The sequence below is a fragment of the Ruegeria sp. HKCCA6837 genome (assembly GCF_013034475.1).
In the GTDB taxonomy this organism is placed as follows: domain Bacteria; phylum Pseudomonadota; class Alphaproteobacteria; order Rhodobacterales; family Rhodobacteraceae; genus Ruegeria.
In genome coordinates, this window is the sequence record NZ_WQGD01000004.1 from 209,983 (window position 1) to 228,864 (window position 18,882).

The following is an 18,882-nucleotide window of genomic DNA, read 5'->3' on the forward strand; positions in this document are numbered from 1 at the left end:
CGCTTATGGCCGACCTAAAGGGCGTATAAACCCTAAAACTCGGGAAGCTCGGCACACGGTCCATGCTGGCAAAAGAGTATTCAATCTCATTGGCCAGCACTGCCGACGAGGTGAAGGCAAAGGTCTCCTAAAGAACAGAACAGATATGTGTCGCATCGAGCAGCAGACGAGCCGCTGTGTTGAATTGTCGTTAGCCTTACGATCAGCTGAACGGCCTCGCCCTGGCCGAAAGATTCCCGCTCGGGACCAGTGCCCTCAGCACTGGCCGTCAGTACAATCAACGACAGAAAGGACAAGTCAGCCCAAAATGCCCGGCAAACGCAGCCCGTGCTTACGCGCACAGGCTTTGGCCTCCTCATATCCGGCATCTGCATGACGCCACACGCCCGAGGCTGGATCATTCCAGAGAACCCGCTCAAGCCGTTTGGCCGCTTCGTCCGTGCCGTCTGCGCAAATAACGACACCTGCGTGCTGGCTAAACCCCATGCCAACACCCCCGCCGTGATGCAGAGAGACCCATGTCGCACCCGACGCCGTATTCACAAGCGCGTTCAGCAGTGGCCAATCGCTGACTGCATCCGAACCGTCTTTCATCGCCTCGGTCTCGCGGTTTGGCGAGGCTACCGAACCACTGTCCAGATGATCTCGACCAATGACAACGGGTGCCTTCAGCTCGCCATTGCGGACCATTTCGTTGAACGCCAACCCGGCCCGATGCCGGTCGCCCAACCCGATCCAGCAGATGCGTGCGGGTAGGCCCTGAAACGCGATCCGCTCCTGCGCCATGTCGAGCCAGTTGTGCAGATGGGTGTTCTCGGGGAACAGCTCCTTCATCTTGGCGTCTGTCTTGTAGATGTCATCGGGGTCGCCCGAAAGCGCGCACCAACGGAACGGGCCGATACCCCGGCAGAAGAGCGGGCGGATATAGGCGGGCACGAAGCCGGGGAAGGCAAAGGCATTTTCCAGTCCCTCGTCCTGGGCCACCTGACGGATATTGTTACCGTAATCCAGCGTCGGAACGCCCGCATTCCAAAAATCGACCATGGCGGCCACGTGCTGCTTCATCGATGCGCGCGCCGCTTTTTCGACCGCTTTGGGATCGCTTTCGCGCTTGTCTCGCCACTGTGCCATGGTCCAGCCCAGCGGCAGATAGCCGTTGACCGGATCATGGGCCGAGGTTTGATCGGTGACAATGTCGGGTCGCATGCCACCGGCCTGCATCCGTCGGTAAATCTCGGGAAAGATTTCAGCGGCATTGCCTAAAAGGCCCACTGATTTTGCTTCGCCCGCCTTGGTCCAGCGGTCGATCATCTCAAGCGCCTCGTCCAGCGTTTCGGCCTTTTCATCCAGATATTTGGTGCGCAGGCGGAAATCGATGCTGTCGGGGTTGCACTCGACAGCCAAACAACAGGCCCCGGCAAAGACAGCTGCCAGAGGCTGCGCGCCGCCCATTCCACCCAGTCCGCCGGTCAGGATCCACTTGCCGGTCAGGTCGCCGCCATAGTGCTGACTTCCGGCTTCGGCAAAAGTCTCATAGGTGCCCTGAACGATGCCCTGCGTACCAATATATATCCACGAGCCAGCGGTCATCTGGCCGTACATCATCAGACCCTTTTTATCGAGCTCGTTGAAGTGATCCCAATTGGCCCAATGGGGTACCAGATTCGAATTCGCGATCAGTACACGGGGCGCATCCGAATGGGTCCGCACAATGGCCACCGGCTTGCCGGACTGCACAACCAGCGTTTCATCCTCTTCCAGATCCTTGAGGCTGGCGACGATCGTGTCGAAGTCGTTCCACGTCCGCGCCGCGCGTCCTATGCCGCCATAAACAACCAACTCGTGCGGGTTTTCCGCGACATCCGGGTGCAGGTTGTTCATCAACATCCGCATTGGTGCCTCGGTCATCCAGCTTTTGGCGTTTAGCTCTGGCCCGGTGGGGGGGTAAACATCACGGGTGTTCTTGCGAGGATCGGTCATGCGGCAATCTCCAATGCGGTGTCCTGGATGGCGTCCAGTATGTCTTTTAGCCAGCGGCGCAGGCGGTTGGCCTTGTCGGTGTCGTAGGTCCAAGGCGCAGTTTCAGCGCTCAGGTAGGTGGACTGCGCCAGTTCCATCTGTATGGCGTGGATGCCCTCGGCAGGGTTGCCATAATGCCGGGTCGTCCATCCGCCCTTGAATCGGCCGTTCAAAATGGTGCTGTACGGTGAGGATGACGCGAACTCATGTGAGATGGCTTCGATAGCGGGCGCGCACGTCACGCCATTGTTTGTTCCAATGTTCAGGTCAGGCAGAATGCCGTCGAAAAGAAAGGGGATGTGGCCGCGGATCGAGTGGCAATCATACAAAACTGCTATCCCATGGATCGACTTGACTCGCTCAAGCTCGGACTGCAGCGCTGCATGATAGGGGGCGTGGAAAGCCTCGCGTCTTTCTACAATATCCCTCTCTGTAGGTGGGATATCCCAGATGCCCTGCCCGTCGAAGTCCGTAAGCGGCACCAAGGTCGTCGTGTTTTGACCGGGATAGAGCGACACGCCTGACGGGTCGCGATTGGCGTCAATCACATAACGATGAAAGGTCGCCCGAACAGTTGTAGCTCCTGGCAAAAGCCCGTCATATAGCCTGTGTATATGCCAGTCTGTATCCGCCAACGCCCTGCCCCGCGCGTTCAGCTTGGCCTCGATCGTTGCGGGCACGTCGGTGCCGGTGTGCGGCAGGCCCAGAACGACAGGGCTGTCACCACGTATGACTTGAACCGAACCAGTCATTCGCCAAGCTCCGGCATGGCGATGCCTGTGCCATGTGCGATCTCGCCACTGGCGATCAAGGTCCATGCTGCTTCGATCTCGCGCGCCATATATCGATCATCACCCAATACAGGGACCACAGCTCTTAGCTTGGCCATTACAGCTTGAAGGGTCTTACTGGTAGGCAATGGCGCGCGGAACTCGACCCCTTGCGTAGCGCAAAGCAGTTCGACCCCCAGAATACGTTCCAGATTGGTGACCATCTGTCCCAATCTCCTCGCGCCATGGGCCGCCATCGAAACGTGATCTTCTTGGTTGGCTGACGTAGGTGTTGAATCCGTCACGCAGGGGTTTGCAAGATGTTTGTTCTCGCTCATCAACGCGGCGGTTGTCACTTCGGCAATCATATAGCCCGAGTTCAGGCCGGGATTTGGCGTCAGGAAAGGCGGCAGATCAAAGCTGAGCGCTGGATCGACAATCAGCGCAATTCGACGCTGTGCAATGGCTCCGATCTCGGCAAGCGCCAGAGCGATCATGTCGGCAGCAAAGCCCACAGGTTCCGCGTGGAAATTGCCACCCGAGACGATCAGCCCGGCCTCAGGCAAAACCAGCGGGTTGTCGGTGGCGGCATTTGCCTCAATCTCCAACGTCTTGGCTGCCTGCCGCAGTACATCCATCGCGGCACCGACAACCTGCGGTTGGCAGCGGATGCAGTACGGGTCCTGCACCCGTGTATCGCCCTCGCGATGGCTTTCGCGGATTACAGAACCGGCCAAGATTCCTCGCATCGTGGACCCGGCTTCGATCTGGCCGCGATGGCCGCGCAACGTATGGATCTCGGGCTGCAACGGCGCGGTCGATCCCATGATTGCATCGGTGGTCAGTGCCGAAGTGACCAACGCGCTCTGCGCCGCTTGCCACGCGCCGAACAATCCCGCCAAAGCAAACGCAGTTGAGAACTGCGTGCCGTTGATCAGCGCCAGACCTTCTTTGGGGCCCAACTCAACGGGTGTTAAACCCGCCGCCGCCAACGCCTCACCACCGGGCATAACAGTCCCGCCGAATTCGGCCTCACCCGCGCCCATCATAACTGCGGCCATATGCGACAACGGCGCCAAATCGCCTGACGCACCAACCGAGCCTTGCGCAGGGATCAGCGGGGTCACACCTTTGTCCAGCATGGCCTCCAACAGGTCGATCAGTTCCAGCCGCACGCCAGACGCGCCGCGCCCGAGGCTGAGCAGTTTCAGCACCATCATCAGCCGCGCAACCGTGCGCGGAATGGCCGGGCCAACACCACAGCAATGGGACAGAATTAGATTGCGTTGCAGCGTCGCTGTATCCTCGGCGGCAATCTTGACGCTGGCTAGCTTGCCAAAGCCGGTATTGACGCCGTAGACCGCAGTCTCACCCGCTGCGGCCTCGGCGATGCGCGCATGAGCAGACTCGATACCAGGGCGGCACAGGGGGTCCAGCTGCACGGCGCATTCTTCGCGATAGACCTGATCCAGTTGCGCTAAAGTGACTGCACCGGGGGTGAGTGTCAGGGTCGTCAAATTGCGCCTCCAAGTATGCGAGTATGAAGAGGGTTGAAGCCCACACGATAGGCTAGTTCTGCCGGGTGGGTGACGTTCCACACCGCAAGATCGGCGCGCTGTCCGGGGGCGATCTGGCCGCAATCGGACAGACCCAGGGCGCGGGCCGCATTGGTGGTGACCCCGGTCAGAGCCTCTTCCGGTGTCATGCGAAACAGGGTGCAGCCCATATTCATGGTCAAAAGCAGCGATGTCATCGGGGCCGACCCCGGGTTGCAGTCAGTGGCCAACGCCATCGGCACGTTGTGCTTGCGTAGCAAATCAATTGGAGGGGCTTGGGTTTCCCGCAGGGTATAGAAGGCGCCGGGCAGGATCACTCCGACTGTTCCCGCATTGGCCATCGCCCGAACGCCTTCTTCGTCCAAATATTCGATGTGGTCCGCGGACAGAGCGCCGTATGAGGCGGCCAGTTTTGTGCCCCCGAGATTGGACAGTTGCTCGGCATGGCATTTGATCGGCAGGCCAAGGTCTTTCGCCGCATCAAACAACGGCGCCAGCTGGTCCGGGAGGAAAGCAATTCCTTCGCAGAAAGCATCCACTGCATCCACCAAGCCCTCGTCGTGTGCTGAGCGCAGGGTTGGGATACAGACCTCGGCGATATAAGCGTCAGGTCGGTCTTTATGCTCAGCAGGCACCGCATGCGCGCCCAGAAAGCTGGTAACAATACGAACAGAACGACGGTCCGGCAGCGCGCGGGCGGCTCGCAGCATGTTCAATTCGGTGTCACGATCCAGGCCATAACCGGACTTGACCTCAATCACTGAAACACCTTCGGCCAGCATCGCATCCAAACGCGGCAGCGCCTGCGTAATCAGTTCTTCGACAGTAGCCTCGCGCGTGGCCTTCACGGTCGAGATGATGCCCCCGCCCGCGCGCGCGACTTCTTCATAGCTGGCACCGTTCAGCCGCATCTCGAATTCGACAGCACGATGGCCGCCATGCACCACATGGGTGTGACAATCGATCAGCGCGGGCGTGACAAGGCGACCTTCCAAAGATGTTTGCGAAAACTTTTTGAACTGCTTTGGCAAGCTGGCTTCAGGCCCGACCCATGCGATCCGACCATCCTTGATCGCGACCGCCGCGTCATGGATCAGCCCATAAGCTGCAGGTCCTGCAACCATCGTTGCCGCGTTCAGATCTGAAAAAACCCGATCTTGCGAGTGCATCCGACTCTGCGCCTCCTTGCAGTTCTTTCTTTTCTCGTACATTTCTATATGCAATATGTCTATCCATAAAATGAGGTGAAAATCGTGGCGATCTTTGCAAAACGTGCTCTGTTGAGCGGGGGGTGGGCAAGCAATACGCGGGTCGAGGTTGAAGACGGTAGAATCGTATCGCTTCAACCGGCGACAGCAGGCCAACCAGGGGATGTGTGCGTGGACACTTTGTTGCCTGCACTTGCCAATTTGCACAGCCATGCATTTCAGCGCGCCATGGCTGGGATGACCGAATACCGCCTTGCGGGCCGAGACAGTTTCTGGACGTGGCGCGATCTGATGTATCGATTCACTAAACATCTGACACCGGATCAGGTTCAGGCAATCGCCGCCTTGGTTTATATGGAGATGCAGGAAGCTGGATATGCCTCAGTCGGTGAATTCCACTATCTGCATCATCAACCAGACGGCAAACCTTATGATCGACTGACCGAGTTATCTGACCGGATCATGGAGGCCGCATTCGAGACCGGCATTGGCCTGACGCATCTGCCTGTGCTGTATTCTTACGCCGGAGTTGGCGAAAAGCCGTTGGAGCCGGGTCAAACCCGGTTCGGCAATAATGTGGATCGCTTTTGCAAGCTGTTTGATCAGGCGCGGGACGCACTTGGCGGTCTGCCCGACGACTGTCGCGTCGGAATCGCGCCTCATTCTTTGCGCGCCACCTCTCCCGCTGACCTGGTTCGCGTTTTGGCCGCGCGACGCGACGGTCCGTGCCACATTCACATCGCCGAACAGCCCAAGGAAGTGTCCGAAGTTCAGGCCGGATTGGGCGCGCGCCCGGTCGAGTGGCTTCTGGACAATGTGCAGGTCGATGACAGTTGGTGCCTGATCCATGCCACCCATATGACCGACCAGGAAACCCTTGATATGGCGGCAACCGGGGCTGTTGCGGGGCTGTGTCCTGTGACTGAAGCCAATCTGGGGGACGGGCCGTTCAATGGAGCTGTTTTTCTGGGCGCGGGTGGAACGTTTGGCGTGGGATCAGACTCAAACGTGTTGATTTCCCTGACCGAAGAGCTGCGCACGTTGGAGTATTCCCAGCGTCTGCGCGATCTGTCGCGCAATGTCATGGTTGCCGGCGAAGGGTCGGTCGGGAAGACACTCTATTGTGGCGCGGCCATGGGTGGCGCGAAAGCTTTGGGCCGCGACTCGGGCGAATTCGCCGTTGGCAAGCTGGCCGATCTGGTGGCCATCGACAGCCAAAACCCAGCGCTTTGCGCTTTGACATCAGAGCAGTTGCTTGATGGGTTGGTGTTTGCGGCAAAAGATCAGGTCGTCACTGACGTTTGGTCGGCGGGTCGCCACCGGGTGAGCGAGGGTCGCCATATCGCACGGGATCAGATCGTGTCGAACTACCGTCAGGCGATGACGGATCTTCTTGCCAAGCTATAGCCTCTGGTGTGGCTCTTTACCTGAAGGCTAAAATGATTTCATAATTGAATTATGAATATACTTAATGGAAAATGCGCAGCGTGACCGAGCAAAAACACATCGGCTTTCAGGACATTCGCGATGAGGTGATCAACCGAATTCAAACCCGTGTCTGGCCGCAGGGCAGCCTGCTGCCGACTGAGTTGGAGTTGGCGGCGGAATTTGGCGTTGCGCGCGCAACGGTTAACCGGGCGCTGCGCGAATTGGCGGAACAGGGCATCGTAACCCGCAAGCGCAAGGGCGGCACGCGCGTTGTAACCACGCCCGTAAAACAAGCCAAGCTGCCGATTACGGTGGTACGGCAGACCATCGAAGAGATGAACGCCAAGTACCGATATGCCTTGGTCAGTCGGGCTCAGATAGATTGCCCCGCGTGGCTTCAGGCCAAGTTGAACATTCCAGAAGGCGCGCAGATCGTACATCTGCAATGCATGCACCACGCCGACAATCGGCCATTTCAGTTCGAAGAACGCTGGATCAACGTTAGTGCTGTGCCTCAGGTCGTGAACGAGGACTTTCTGAACATCGGGCCAAATGAGTGGCTGTTGTCAGAAGTGCCATTTTCGAACGCCGAGATCGCCTTTTCCGCCGTTCCCGCCACGGCACCCTTGCAGGAATTTCTTGCCGTCCCTCCTGGTACACCCTTGTTTCAGTTGGAGCGCACAACATGGTTTCGCAACGATCCTGTGACTTTCGTACGTATGACGTTTCATCAGGGGTACCAGATGCGCACAACCTACTGAGGCCAGGGTAGCGAATAGGTTTTGACGTTGGTGAAGAACTTCATCGCTTCGATCACGCCTTCCTTTATCCCATTGCCGCTGTCCTTGATTCCGCCAAAGGGTGACATCTCGATCCGATAGCCGGGTTGCTCCCAAATGTTGCAGGTGCCCACATCCAGACCATTGATGTATGCGATGGCCCGGTTCAGATCATTGGTGCACACACCTGACGACAAGCCAAAAGCGGTGCTGTTTGATATCTGCATAACTGCTGCGTCTTCATCGGGCACGCGGACAATCGGAATGACCGGGCCGAAGGTCTCTTCCATGACCAATTCGCTGTCATGAGGCACCTTGTCGACGACAATCGGCGGCAGTAACGCGCCCTGCCGACCCGGATGGTAAAGGATTTCTGCCCCCTGCTCTGCCGCTTTCATCACGCGGTTCTCAAACAGCTCTGCCGCGTCAGCATGAATGACGCAACCCAGCTCGGTTTCGGGGTTCTGAGGATCACCAAACCGGATGGCCTTGGCCTTTTCCAGCACCAAAGGAACAAAACGATCCGCCACGCTGTGTTGCACTAAAATACGCTTGACCGCGGTGCAGCGCTGGCCGGAATTCCCAGTGGCCCCTGCAACGGCAATTGTCGCGGCGCGTTCCAGATCCGCGTCATCCAGATCGTTAAGTACGATCAGGGGATCGTTCCCGCCCAATTCAAGCGCCTGTCGCCTGTAACCTGCTTTTGATGCAATGAGCTTGCCCACAGAAACACCACCGGTGAAGGTGATGATGTCGATATTGTCATTGGTGATCATTTCATCGCCAATGTCTTGCGGCCAACCTGTCACGACCTGAAACATCTCGGTTGGCAGGCCCGCCTCATACAGAATGTCGGCCAGCGTTAGTGCTGTCAGCGGCGTCAGTTCAGTCGGCTTGCAAACCATACAGTTATTGGTCGCGATCGAAGGCGCAATCTTGTGGCTAACCATATTCAGAGGATGGTTGAAAGGCGTGATCGCGCTGATCGCCTTGACGGGCTCACGCTTCGTAAAGATCTTACGAGCCTTCCCATTATGAGTCAGATCGCAAGAAAATGCCTCTCCATCATCTTTGAGAGCTTCGGCGGCGGCAAACTGAAACACATCTTGTGCGCGTTTGGTTTCATAGATCGAGTGCTGAAGGCAAATCCCCAACTCAAGCGTCAGCCACTTGGCCAGATAATCGCGCCTTTCTCCGATCAACTCGCCAGCACGCCGCAGGATTTGACTGCGCTCGTACCTCGTCAAACTAGGGGTGTAGTTCGCTGCGATTTCAAAAGCGTGCCGCACGTGCTGGGCAGTTCCAGCCGGAACCGTGCCAATCACGGCATTCGTATAAGGGTAGTGAACCGGAACAGTGTTTTCCGTGAATACGACCTGCCCCCCGATGCGCATTCCGTCGTGGCGGATTTCAGATTTGGTCATGCTCCGATCCCTTGCCCCAAGAGCCACAACTAAAACATGTGTGGCTTTCGACACGCCAACCGATAGAACCGCACTTTGGCTTACGTCAATAGGCTGAGTGGGCAGCCCGGTACATTTTGAAAACGCCAGGCTTTCTCAGGCACCGTGACGGAAGGCTTGGTTTTACCTTCAGTTAGGCCATCCGACTGATAAGTCGGGATCACACCCACAGGTGGATTTTCCCGAATATAGGCTCCGATGCGTGCGAGCATTGGTTTCCTTGGGCAATTGGGGCGCGTGGCGGCGCCAAGATCGCGCAGGTGCCCCGGTGCTTCAAAGGGGATGAAGTGCAACGGCCAGTTGTCCCGCTTGAACTGTTCTGCCGCCAATGCCGAAACAATTGTGCAGTCGTCTGAATGGCAAATGTGACGACAGATCGTTTCAAACCGCAACGCTGTCAGATCAAAACGCTTGCTGATCCGGGTTGTCCCGTCCTGTTTTGGCAAATGATCTTCAAGATCGTAGCCAAAACTGTGCGGCAGCCGGATAAAATCATGCGGCGGCACCTCATCGGGGGCAATGGAGGTAAGCGTTGACAGCGGATGCCCTTGGCGCAAAGCCAAGAACAATGGCTCGGACCAGATTGAAGTGAAGTCTAAATTGGCGCTGTTGTTGACCTTGGCGACCAGCGCCATATCCAATGTGTGATCTTCGACCATATGAAGCATGTTCTGGGGCAGATCTTCGATCAGCGTAACGCGCATCCTTGGAAACAGCGTGCTGAAAAGCTCTGAAAAGTAACCTGTCAGATATGGTGCCAGCGTCGGCGTCAAGCCTATTGTCAGCGGAACCGCCTCGGGGTCGCGAAATTCGATCGCTGTATCGCGGATTTTCTGGGCGTCTTTCAGAATACGCTGCGCAATCTCGACAATGCGTTCGCCGCACAGCGTTGGGCGCACCTCGTTGTTCAGACGTAGGAACAAGTCAGCGCCCAGCTCCTGTTCCAGCTTTTTGATCTGGTTCGACATTGCCGGCTGAGACACGTTGCACGCAGCCGCCGCCTGACTGAACTGGCCGTGTTTGGCGATGGCAAGGACATATTCCAAATCTCTGAGGTTCAAAGGGTATCCCGTCCTGAAGCAAATTTCGCGATTTAATCAGCTATCAAGATACGATTTGGCGACAGATTCCAGAAGGCTGCAGGGGCCTATCGGTTCTGATTGGCGCTCACATCCGATGACAAATCTGTCAGAATTCGAAATTGAATAGCCTTCCAGCTGGCGCTGGATTTGGCGCAATCCCTTTGTTTGCTGTGAAACTGCCTGCGCCTACCTCACGAAACCCGTGAGTATTCGCGCCGGTTATACACCCGATTTGAACCATGAATTTCAGATGTCGCGCGGGGCGGCCTAGTCCTTTGTCGCGTCGGTGGCCCGGCAGATGGGTCGCCAGCACGAACGCAACTTAATGACGGAGTGATCCATGTTGTCCCAATTTGCAGATAGCCTGCGCGCCCGGCTCTTGACCACGTCGACCCTGGCAAAAGAGACATCCCGCGATGGCCAAACCCTCATCAACAACTTCTTTCAATCCACAGTCGTCGACGACACACCTGCCTTTGTTCTGGCCAATGATTTTTCACGCCTGCTGAACTTTGGTGAGATCGTCACTAACAACGCTGTTGCCGCCGTTCAGGCTCAGGGGCAGGACGTGGATGTCTTTAACTTCCGCTCAGGCCGGATCGAAGCGAACAATGGTCCTGACGCACTGGCCACTGGTGTCCAAGTCACCGGAAGCGCTGCGGTTCGCAATTTCGGCGAAATCGCGGGTGAGTTTAACGGCGTGCAGTTTGCTGGTGCCGAAAGCTCGGGCAGCCTGGACAACTTCCGTGGCGGCGTCATCTCATCCGACAGCCGTGCCGTCGACATTCAAGGTCAGGGCATCGATGTGCGCAACTTTGGCGACATCGTCGGCACTGGCGACCAGCGCAATGGTACCATCTACACCAACTCGACGGCCGAGGACGTCTCGATCTCGAACTTCATCGGCGGTACGATTGATGCAGGCGAAGGCAACCAGGGCGCAGGTGTTTCCTTGCAGATCGGTGATGAAACCGGTGACCGCGTGGAAACCGACGTGTTCAACGCCTTTGGTGCGACCATTCAGGGTCGCGGTCAGGCGGCTGCCAACACCCCGCTGGCGGGCGACGGTATCCGGATCGACGACGGCGCTGAAGGCACCATCCTGGAAACTGAGATCATTAACAGCGGCTTGATCTCGACCGAAAGCAATCAGGGCACAGCCGCCGGTATCCGCATCGCAGATGGCGCAAATGCCGAAGGTGAGATCTTGAACACCTCAACCGGTGTGATCGAAGGCCCTCGCAACGGCCTTTACATCGGCAATGGTGAACATGATCTGGACGTGCTGAACTTTGGCACCATCCAATCCGGCAGTCGCGCGGTTAACATCGACGGATCTGGCGTCGACCTGATCAACGGCGGTGATGTCCTTGGCACCGGTGACCAGCGCAACGGAACGATCTACGCTGACGACACAGCGCGTGATTATTCGATCAACAATCTGGCAACAGGCACGATTGACGCGGGCGAGCACAACAACGGCGCGGGCATCTCGCTATCGCTGGCCGAAGAAGGCAATGGTGACATTGAAATCGAGAACGCAGGCGTCATCGCCGGTCGTGGTAACGCGGGTGCGGCGCTGGGTACGGCGGGCGACGGCATTCGTCTGGAAGGTGTGCGTCAGAAGGGTGGCTTTGCGCCTGCCTCGTTCACCGGGAACATCATCAACAGTGGTAGCGTCACATCTGAAGGCGCAAATGGCACTGTTGGCGCATTCCGAGCTGTGAACAATGTTAATTTCCAGGGCCAGTTGATCAATGAAGAAACTGGTGTGTTCGCAGGCGGTCAGAACGGCGTCTACTTTGGAACCGGTGACCATTCCGGCGGATCGTTCGTTAACCGTGGCCTTGTCACGTCAGACAGTCGCGCGCTGAACATCGATGGCGTTGGGCTTGAGGTGCTCAACGAAGGTGAAATCCTTGGCACGGGCAACCAGCGCAACGGCACTGTTTATGCGGATGGCACAGCCGATAACTATGCGTTCACAAACACCGGCTTGGTGGATGCGGGCAAAGGCAACAATGGTTCTGCCGTATCTCTGCAAACAGGTGACGTGTCGGGCGATGTGGTCTCGGCGGTTGTTGTGAACGAAGGTACGCTGCAAGGTCGCGGCGATGCGGCTGAAGGCAACCAGGTTGGGGACGGTCTGCGCCTGTTCACCAGCCAGGATGACGCCTCTTTTGCGGGTGTTGTGGTCAACGAAGGTCTGATTGCTGGGTCCGAAGACTCGGATGCTGCCGCTGGTATCCGCGTCGATGGCGGTCTGAACCTGCTGGGTGCAATCCTAAACGAGGGCGAGATCCGTGGCACGGTCAATGCCATCGACGCTTCAGATGCAGGCACTGTTACAATCGTCAACGACGACGCAGGTGTGATCGACGGCAATGTTCTGTTGAGCGCTGGCGACGATATCTTTGTCGATCTGGGCACCACCAATGGCAACATCGACGGTGGCGCTGGCGATGATGTTCTGATCGCCGGCGATGCAGACAACATTCTGACCGGTGGTCTGGGCAATGACTTCATCGACGGTGGCGACGGCAACGACACTGCGGACTTCTCGGAGCTGGATGTTGCGGTCGAAGTTCGACTGGACGCCAACGGCAATGGCACGGCCACACGTGACACCGGGTTCAACGTGTCTATTGAGAATGCAGTCGTTGCTGCGCCGGATCAGTTCGGATCAAACATCACCGATGGTGCGGCTTTTGTCGAACAGGCGGCTCAGGACAACCTGTACTATAACATCCATACCGCGGACTTCCCCGGTGGTGAAATCCGTGGCCAATTGCTGGTCGACAGCGACGTGACGGAACACGGTATTCGCACTGTGACACTCAGCGGTGGTTTGGATGCAGCGCAGGAACCTGGGCCAACTTCGGACAGCGAAGCCACAGGTGACGCAACTGTTGTGATCACTCAGAACCTGGCCACCGGCGAAGTCACGTATTCAAGTGAACTGAGCGTTGTGGGGCTGAACGAAGCTGACCTGAACACTCCGATCCCTGGCGTCGTGTCGGCCATCCATCTGCACAATGCACCTGCTGGTCAGAACGGACCGGTCATGCAGGATACGCTGGTGGATGCAGGGGCCACGCTGGACGTGAATGCTGAAGGTGGCACCTGTGTCATTGGGCAGGACGTCATCGAAAACCAGATTGAAACCGACATCCTGCGCTCCATTGAAAACGTTATTGGGTCCGATGATGGCGACGTGATCATCGGCAGCGATCAGACCAATGTGCTGAACGGTGCGGACGGTGATGACCTGCTGAATGGTGAAGGCGGTGACGACGTCCTGATCGGTGGTGAAGGCGCGGATACGTTCCAGTTTGGCACGAACTTCGGAAATGACACCATCGAGGATTTTGAAATTGGTCGGGATCAGCTGCAATTCGGTGATTTCGGATCTGATTTTGGCAGCCAAGTCAACGTGGCCCAAGACGGTGACGATGCGGTGATCAGTTTCGGAAACGAAGGCTCGGTCCGCCTGGCCGGCATCAACTCAGCTGACCTGAGCGAAGACGATTTCGTCGCTTAAGCAAGCAATAGGCGGGGCGGCTTGAGGTCGCCCCGTTTTTCCAAACCGGAAAGGATCAACACGATGTTGCAGAAAACCAATCCCGTCAAAGCCGCTTGGGGGTCGCTGCGCAAAGGATTTGTTGCGGTCGCCTTCTTTAGCCTGTTTCTGAACCTGCTGATGCTGGCCGGACCAATCTATATGCTCCAACTCTATGACCGCGTGCTGACCAGCCAGAATGCTGACACGTTGATCGCCCTGTCGTTGCTGTTGGCGGGCGTCTTCGCGGTGATCGCCTGCCTTGATCTGATCCGGATGCGTATTCTGGGCAGGCTTGCGGCCCGTTTCGAAATGAATGTTGGCGCCCCCGTTCTTGGGGCCGCCATGAAACGCCGGGTACAGGGTGAAGCCGCTGCGGGCGACAATCTCGTTGAAGACGTGAACGGGTTTCGCGAGTTCATCTCGGGTACAACCCTGACCGCCTTCTTCGATGCCCCTTGGATACCGATTTACCTGTTGGTTTTGTATGTTCTGCATCCCCTTCTCGGGCTGCTCGGACTGGCCGGAGCCCTGACGCTGACCGCGATGGCCCTGATTAACAATGCCCGTGCACATCAACCGATGCAGCAGGCCGCAGAGGCCCGTGGGCGCTCGGACGCGTTGTTTCGAACCGGGGACAACAATGCCGAACTGGTCCATGCTCTGGGCATGAAGTCCGATCTGGTTCGGCGCTGGACGGCCCTTCAGGTTGATGCGCATCGCCAGAAGGCCCGTGTTGCTGACCGGATTGCTAGTTTTTCGGTCATGTCCAAGACACTGCGCATGGGGCTGCAATCTGCGGCGCTTGGCCTTGGCGCGGCACTGGCCATCACGGGTGAAACCACGGCTGGTGTCATGATTGCGGCCACGATCGTACTGGCCCGTGCACTGGCCCCAATCGATCAGTTGATTGGGCAATGGCGCACTTTTCTGGCGGCACGCGGCTCATATACAAAGATTACCAAACTGACCGAAGAATTCGCAGAAAAACCCGCCAATCTGCACCTGCCCCGTGCGTTCAAATCTTTGGATGTGAAAATCGCACAGGCTGCCCCGCCACGTGCAGTTAATGCCACACTTCGCGGCATTGATTTCAACCTGTCAGCGGGTGATGTGTTGGCGATTATCGGCCCCAGTGGATCCGGCAAAACAACGCTGGGTAAGATGTTGGCCGGGATTTGGCACCCGCAGCGCGGTGAGGTTTTGCTTGACAGCAGCCCAATGTCGAAATGGAACCAAGAAGATCTGGGCAAGCAGATCGGATATCTGCCGCAGGACGTAGAACTGTTTGACGGCACCATCCGCGAAAACATCGGTCGCTTTGCAATGTTCATCGACGACGCTGAGGTGCTGCGCGCTGCTCGCGAGGCCGGATTGCATGAGCTGATCAGCGGCTTGCCTGATGGGTATGAAACGCGCATTGGCAAAGGGTTTTTCTTGTCTGACGGACAGCGACAGCGTCTTGCTCTGGCCCGGGCGCTTTATGGTGACCCGTTTGTGTTGGTGCTGGATGAGCCGAACTCGGATCTGGATGCCGATGGCGAAAAAGCGTTGCGCGACGCCATTCTTGCAGCTCAGGCCAGGGGCTCAATCAGTATCGTGATGACCCACCGCCCGGCCACCTTGCAGGCGGCCAACAAGGTCATGGTTCTTCGCAACGGATCCCAAACCCAATTCGGCGACAAGGGCGACGTATTGAAGGTCAAAACTCAAAATGTACTTAAATCGTCCGCGCAACGCGCTGCATCTGGCAAGCCCGCCCTTCGCCTTTCAGAAAACACCCGCATTAAAGGAGCCGCCCAATGACCCGGATCGTTCCCTATACTTCGAACAACACCGCGCCCGATCTTCATGATGCGCAAGTTGTTGACATGTCTGAAGCTACAACCGGTATTCGACTATATGTTCTGGTTGGTCTCTTCACTCTGATGGCCTTTGTCGGCGGAAGCATCTACTGGGCGTTCGCATCCAAACTTGACGGTGCTGTTGTGGCCCCTGCATCCTTCGTCGTTGAAGGAGACCGCAAAACCGTCGAGCATCTGGATGGTGGGATCATACGGTCCATTCTGGTCACCGATGGCGCGTTTGTTGAACAGGGACAACCGCTGATCCGCTTGGACAGCACCGAAATCGACGTTGATCTGAACGTCCTGGGCAGCCAAATCGGCGAACTTTCTGTACGCCGCGCCAGGCTGATCGCGCAGATGAAAGGGCAGACACGGTTTGACGAATCCCAAGCGTTTCAGCGCTTTGAACAAGGTATGAGCCGCGTGCACTGGGCCTCTGCTTTTCTGACGCAAAAACAACTGTTTGATGCCGAATACCGCGCCCGAGCGACCGAGGTGGAAATCAACGCACAACGTATTTCGGCGCTTCGCGATCAAATCGATGGCCTCAACGAGCAACGGATCAGCACGCAGAACCAGATGGCCATCACGCAGACAGAGCTGGAAGGCTTGCGGACCCTTTTGGACAAGGGCTTGGTTGCGGTCACACGGGTCAGTGCGCGGCAGATCGAGGTTGAACGGCTTTCGGGCGCCGATGCTTCGCTTCGGACACAGATTGCCCAGGCGGAAAACCAGGTCAGCGAGTTGAAATTGACAATGATCAGTCGGCAAAAGCTGAGGGATGAAGTCCTTGCAGGTGAGTTGGCCGTTGTCGATGCACAGCTTGACCTCTTGCGTCCGCAATTTGCCGGTGTTGTGGAGCGCCGCAAGCGGATCGAGATCCTAGCACCAACCAGCGGTCGGGTTGTAAACCTTGCTGCGTCAACCACGGGCGGGGTGATAAGGCCCGGTGAACACATCATGGAAATCGTGCCCGCCGATCAAGAGTTGATTGTCGAAGCACGTGTGAAACCAGGCGATATCGACAAGCTGAAGGTCGGACAAGCCACGCGTATTCGTATGTCTGCCTTCGCCCAGGCCGACGTTCCCGAAGCGCAGGGCGCCATTTTTGATATCTCGGCCGACGCGTTGGAAGATGAACGGACCGGCGAAGCCTACTACAAAGCGCGGGTCAAACTGGACGATCAGCAATCTGACGAGGTTGCGGCACTGGACCTGGTGCCCGGAATGCCTGCAGACCTTTTTGTAACCACTGGTGAGCGCGCAGTAATTGCCTTTTTGGCGCAGCCCATAAGTGATCGCTTGGCGCGAACATTTATCGAGTAAAGGATTTCAAAAGGCTTTTGGAATTAAGCTTATCTGTATCGAGTGTTTTGGTGAGTGAACGATGGTCGACGTCCTGTTCAGGGCGTTGGCCATCACTTTTTCGACGGTCCGCACCCGTAGTTAGCCATAAACATGTCCACAGCCTGCGTCGCAATTTCATCGATTTCGTCTTGGCGAAAGCAGTTTTGAATACCAAATGCAGCGCGCGACCAGATGCGCACCTTGCACAATTCCGAGAATTGTTCCGCTGCAATCTGCACATCCTCGATACACAGCTCTCCCTTGGACACCGCTTTTTCGAGGTACGCTGCCATTTGTCTTTGACCGTTCTGCGGTCCGGCCTCGTAAAAGGCACGGCCCAGTTCGGGGAACCGATCCCGCTCGGCAACACAAATCCGAAACACTTGCTGTGCGAATTCGGATACAAGAAAGGCCGTAAGCTGCGTGGCGGCGATCTGCAGGACTTCACGCGCAGGTTTGGTCTCATCAATCATTGAAAGAATGCGCTCAGACATCAGGCGACATTCGTTTTGTGCCACTTCCATGAACAAAAGGCGCTTGTCCGGAAAATAGCTGTACAGCGTTGCCTTCGACACGCCGGCAGCGCGGGCAATGTCGTCCACACTTGCGCCTTCAAACCCGTCCGCCATGAAAACCTCTCGAGCCCCGCGCAAAACCTGATCAAACTTACGGCCTGTGCGCAGGATGGTGGCGGTCTGGGTCATGTCATCTCCGGGATTGAACGTTGTACCAGTTTATAAACCGCTCGGTTCAGATACAACGATTTTCGGACTCCGTCTTAATCGAACCTTCCGCGCGCTCTACGAGGCCACCGACTTGCAGCGAAGACAAACCATGCTAGGAGTCGATCCATGGTCGATGTCTTTCTGCGCACCCTACCCTTTTTTGCGATAATCGGCCTGGGATACTGGGCGGGGCGCACGCGGTTTTTCACCGCCGAGGCCACCGCCTATCTGACCAAATTCGTCTTCTTCTTTGCTCTGTCAGCTATGCTGTTTCGCTTTGCGGCCACTTTGCCTTTTGCCGAAATCTTCAATGCGCGCCTCGTCGTTGGGTATTTGATCGGCACAATAGCAGTGTATGCTCTGGCGACCTGTGTCGCATGGATGCGCGGGCTGGATGTTCCAACGGCAGCCGTCGAGGCACAATGCGCGGCCATCGGCAATGTTGGCTTTTTGGGGCTGCCTATGCTGGCGCTTTTGTTCAGCGAGGCCGCGATCGGACCGGTAATGGTGGTCCTGACAGTGGATCTGGTTGTTTTTTCGTCCCTCATCGTGATCCTGATTAACGGAGGCCGCGATGGCAAGTTGACCCCCGCGACCTTAAAACTGATTGGGCTTGGGTTACTCAAAAACCCGATGATTGTGTCCATCTCGGCGGGATTGCTCTGGTCATCAATGGAAATCCCGGTCCCTGTACCTTTGTATGATTTTCTAACCATTCTTGGCGGTGCTGCTACCCCGGGTGCGTTGTTTGCCATCGGAGCGTCACTAGCCGACAAATCTGCTGAACGTGTCGAAATCGCCGTTTGGTTGAGCTTTTGTAAACTGGTGATTCACCCAGCCTGTGTTGCGGTTGCACTGATCTGGCTGGTGCCGATTGATACCTTTTCGGCCACGGTTGCAATCGCGGCCGCCGCTTTGCCTGTAGCAGGTAATGTTTACATGTTGGCGGCACATTACGGGGTAGCCCCACACAGGGCTTCGGCCGCCATTCTTCTTTCGACGGTGGCCAGCATCTTGACCGTGCCACTGGCCATCACCTGGCTGAGCGGTCTTTGACCTTCAGCATTTCGAAAAATACTCGTGCCGAAGGTGGTCGGAC

At 57.0% G+C, this 18,882-nt stretch carries 13 protein-coding genes; 6 read left to right on the forward strand and 7 right to left on the reverse strand.

The window, feature by feature from the left end; all coding sequences use genetic code 11:
* Window positions 1-297: 297 nt before the first annotated feature.
* The 4 genes from hutU to hutI are packed head-to-tail and all read right to left on the reverse strand — an operon-like array spanning window position 298 to window position 5,514.
* Window positions 298-1,980, reverse strand: a complete 1,683-nt coding sequence (gene hutU, locus GOV91_RS08545) for a urocanate hydratase (RefSeq protein WP_171235175.1) — start codon at window positions 1,978-1,980, stop codon at window positions 298-300.
* A complete protein-coding gene (gene hutG / locus GOV91_RS08550) occupies window positions 1,977-2,771 on the reverse strand; it encodes an N-formylglutamate deformylase (RefSeq protein WP_171235176.1) in 795 nt (264 codons plus the stop codon). The genes hutU and hutG overlap by 4 nt, the downstream gene beginning before the upstream one ends.
* Window positions 2,768-4,306 (reverse strand): histidine ammonia-lyase, encoded by a 1,539-nt coding sequence (gene hutH, locus GOV91_RS08555; RefSeq protein WP_171235177.1) that lies wholly within the window; start codon window positions 4,304-4,306, stop codon window positions 2,768-2,770. Before hutH ends, hutG begins: the two co-directional genes overlap by 4 nt.
* On the reverse strand, window positions 4,303-5,514 hold the full coding sequence (gene hutI / locus GOV91_RS08560) for an imidazolonepropionase (protein ID WP_171235178.1): 1,212 nt from the start codon (window positions 5,512-5,514) through the stop codon (window positions 4,303-4,305). The genes hutH and hutI overlap by 4 nt, the downstream gene beginning before the upstream one ends.
* A gap of 81 nt (window positions 5,515-5,595) precedes the next feature.
* Here hutI and GOV91_RS08565 point away from each other — a divergent pair, with 81 nt between their 5' ends.
* Window positions 5,596-6,960 (forward strand): formimidoylglutamate deiminase, encoded by a 1,365-nt coding sequence (locus GOV91_RS08565; RefSeq protein ID WP_171235221.1) that lies wholly within the window; start codon window positions 5,596-5,598, stop codon window positions 6,958-6,960.
* Window positions 6,961-7,031: 71 nt separating this feature from the next.
* Window positions 7,032-7,742: a GntR family transcriptional regulator gene (locus tag GOV91_RS08570; RefSeq protein WP_171235179.1), complete on the forward strand. Its 711-nt coding sequence runs from the start codon at window positions 7,032-7,034 to the stop codon at window positions 7,740-7,742.
* Here GOV91_RS08570 and phnY read toward each other — a convergent pair.
* Window positions 7,736-9,184: a phosphonoacetaldehyde dehydrogenase gene (gene phnY, locus GOV91_RS08575; protein ID WP_171235180.1), complete on the reverse strand. Its 1,449-nt coding sequence runs from the start codon at window positions 9,182-9,184 to the stop codon at window positions 7,736-7,738. The genes GOV91_RS08570 and phnY overlap by 7 nt on opposite strands.
* An 80-nt stretch (window positions 9,185-9,264) precedes the next feature.
* Window positions 9,265-10,284 carry a LysR family transcriptional regulator gene (locus tag GOV91_RS08580; RefSeq protein ID WP_171235181.1) on the reverse strand — a complete coding sequence of 340 codons (1,020 nt, stop codon included), beginning with the start codon at window positions 10,282-10,284 and terminating at the stop codon, window positions 9,265-9,267.
* 361 nt (window positions 10,285-10,645) lie between these two features.
* On the opposite strand from GOV91_RS08580, the gene GOV91_RS08585 reads away from it, so the two are divergent.
* The 3 genes from GOV91_RS08585 (at window position 10,646) to GOV91_RS08595 (ending at window position 17,037) form a co-directional block, all read left to right on the forward strand.
* Window positions 10,646-13,846, forward strand: a complete 3,201-nt coding sequence (locus tag GOV91_RS08585) for an S-layer family protein (RefSeq protein ID WP_171235182.1) — start codon at window positions 10,646-10,648, stop codon at window positions 13,844-13,846.
* Between the two features lie 63 nt (window positions 13,847-13,909).
* Window positions 13,910-15,670, forward strand: a complete 1,761-nt coding sequence (locus tag GOV91_RS08590; RefSeq protein WP_171235183.1) for a type I secretion system permease/ATPase — start codon at window positions 13,910-13,912, stop codon at window positions 15,668-15,670.
* On the forward strand, window positions 15,667-17,037 hold the full coding sequence (locus tag GOV91_RS08595; protein ID WP_171235184.1) for an HlyD family type I secretion periplasmic adaptor subunit: 1,371 nt from the start codon (window positions 15,667-15,669) through the stop codon (window positions 17,035-17,037). The genes GOV91_RS08590 and GOV91_RS08595 overlap by 4 nt, the downstream gene beginning before the upstream one ends.
* A gap of 92 nt (window positions 17,038-17,129) precedes the next feature.
* Here GOV91_RS08595 and GOV91_RS08600 read toward each other — a convergent pair whose 3' ends face one another.
* Entirely contained in the window at window positions 17,130-17,762 is a 633-nt protein-coding gene (locus tag GOV91_RS08600) for a TetR/AcrR family transcriptional regulator (protein WP_171176892.1), read from the reverse strand.
* Between the two features lie 147 nt (window positions 17,763-17,909).
* Between GOV91_RS08600 and GOV91_RS08605 the strand changes: the two genes are divergently transcribed.
* Complete coding sequence (locus tag GOV91_RS08605; protein WP_171235185.1) at window positions 17,910-18,839, forward strand: AEC family transporter; 930 nt, start codon at window positions 17,910-17,912, stop codon at window positions 18,837-18,839.
* Window positions 18,840-18,882: the final 43 nt, after the last annotated feature.

Bases quoted from the DNA above. Each gene is read 5' to 3' on its own strand.
- hutU (WP_171235175.1), bottom strand. From the start codon at position 1,980: ATGACCGATCCTCGCAAGAACACCCGTGATGTTTACCCCCCCACCGGG.
- hutG (WP_171235176.1), bottom strand. From the start codon at position 2,771: ATGACTGGTTCGGTTCAAGTCATACGTGGTGACAGCCCTGTCGTTCTG.
- hutI (WP_171235178.1), bottom strand. From the start codon at position 5,514: ATGCACTCGCAAGATCGGGTTTTTTCAGATCTGAACGCGGCAACGATG.
- GOV91_RS08570 (WP_171235179.1), top strand. From the start codon at position 7,032: ATGCGCAGCGTGACCGAGCAAAAACACATCGGCTTTCAGGACATTCGC.
- phnY (WP_171235180.1), bottom strand. From the start codon at position 9,184: ATGACCAAATCTGAAATCCGCCACGACGGAATGCGCATCGGGGGGCAG.
- GOV91_RS08585 (WP_171235182.1), top strand. From the start codon at position 10,646: ATGTTGTCCCAATTTGCAGATAGCCTGCGCGCCCGGCTCTTGACCACG.
- GOV91_RS08590 (WP_171235183.1), top strand. From the start codon at position 13,910: ATGTTGCAGAAAACCAATCCCGTCAAAGCCGCTTGGGGGTCGCTGCGC.
- GOV91_RS08595 (WP_171235184.1), top strand. From the start codon at position 15,667: ATGACCCGGATCGTTCCCTATACTTCGAACAACACCGCGCCCGATCTT.
- GOV91_RS08600 (WP_171176892.1), bottom strand. From the start codon at position 17,762: ATGACCCAGACCGCCACCATCCTGCGCACAGGCCGTAAGTTTGATCAG.
- GOV91_RS08605 (WP_171235185.1), top strand. From the start codon at position 17,910: ATGGTCGATGTCTTTCTGCGCACCCTACCCTTTTTTGCGATAATCGGC.